The sequence below is a fragment of the Streptomyces sp. MBT65 genome, from assembly GCF_016612545.1.
Classification (GTDB): Bacteria; Actinomycetota; Actinomycetes; order Streptomycetales; family Streptomycetaceae; genus Streptomyces.
In genome coordinates, this window is record NZ_JAENRY010000704.1 from 1 (window position 1) to 1,087 (window position 1,087).

At 70.4% G+C, this 1,087-nt stretch carries 1 pseudogene; it reads right to left on the reverse strand.

From position 1 onward, the window contains the following. A pseudogene (locus tag JHN63_RS54950) lies at positions 1-216 on the reverse strand (hypothetical protein); the annotation flags it as partial. Positions 217-1,087: the final 871 nt, after the last annotated feature.

Here is a 1,087-nt window from a genome sequence, read left to right on the forward strand (position 1 = left end):
CCGGCGGACAAGGTCGTCCGCGTTGGCATCGAAGGCGTCCAGGTCGACGATCGCGAGAGGGGCGTCGAGGTGGGCGGTGGCCCGGTCGTAACGGGCCCGGTCGGCGGCGCGCGCAGTCATGAACGCAGCCTGCCAGACAGGATTACCGCAGGGTAGGGGGACGTTCCGGGCAGATGCCCCGGGGGCGTGGACTGGTTCCCGTTCGAGCGGGGGCAACCCGTAGAGTGACGCGCACGCACGGAGGAAACGCCGCCGGTCGTTCGACCGCGTCCGGGATGGCGGTCCGCCGCTGCGGGTATGCGTGCTCGGGACGACTTTGATTTTGTGTGCGTGCCGGGTGAGAGCGGGGTGGACACCGGTCCGTATACGAGCACGGGCAGGAGAACGCCGGCCCGCATACGGACAAACGGTGGCCCGGGTACGAGGAAACGGGGGGTGCATGAGCACGGAAGCGCGACGCGCCCCCGGACCCCCGGGCTCGTCGGATCCCGTGAACCCGGCGAACGTGACGAACCCAGCGAACGTGACGAACTCGGTGAACGTGACGAAGTCTGCGGGGCAGACGGCGTCCGACGATGCAACGGGCGAGGACTTGGACCGACCGCATTCTGGTTCTGGGGGCACTTCGGGGACGACCGGGGCGGCCTCGGGTTCGGGGGCTGCGGCAGGGGCCGCGTCAGGGACCTCTTCTGGTGCGGCTTCGGGACCGGTCTCGGGGGTGGCTTGGGGGCCGGCCTCGGATTCCGCTTCGGGTTCTGTTCCGGGCTCCGCTTCGGGTTCCGTTCCGGGCTCCGCTTCGGGTCCTGTCTCGGGTTCCGCGTCGGGTTCTGTTTGGGATTCGGCCTCGGGGGATGCTTCGGGCTTCCCTGTGAGGGGCGGCGGTCCGGTTTCGGACGGTGCGGGTGCGCCGAACAGGCCGGGTGCGTCGGGTAGTTCGGGTGTTTCGCGTGCGTCGGCCTCGTGGGATGCGTGGAACGCGCGCGGGATGCCGAGTGTGTCGAGTACGTCGACGAACGGTGGGAACGGTGGTTCGCCGGAGCGGCGGCCTGCGTCGGGCGCGCATGCGAAGGGGCGAGGGGCTACGGGG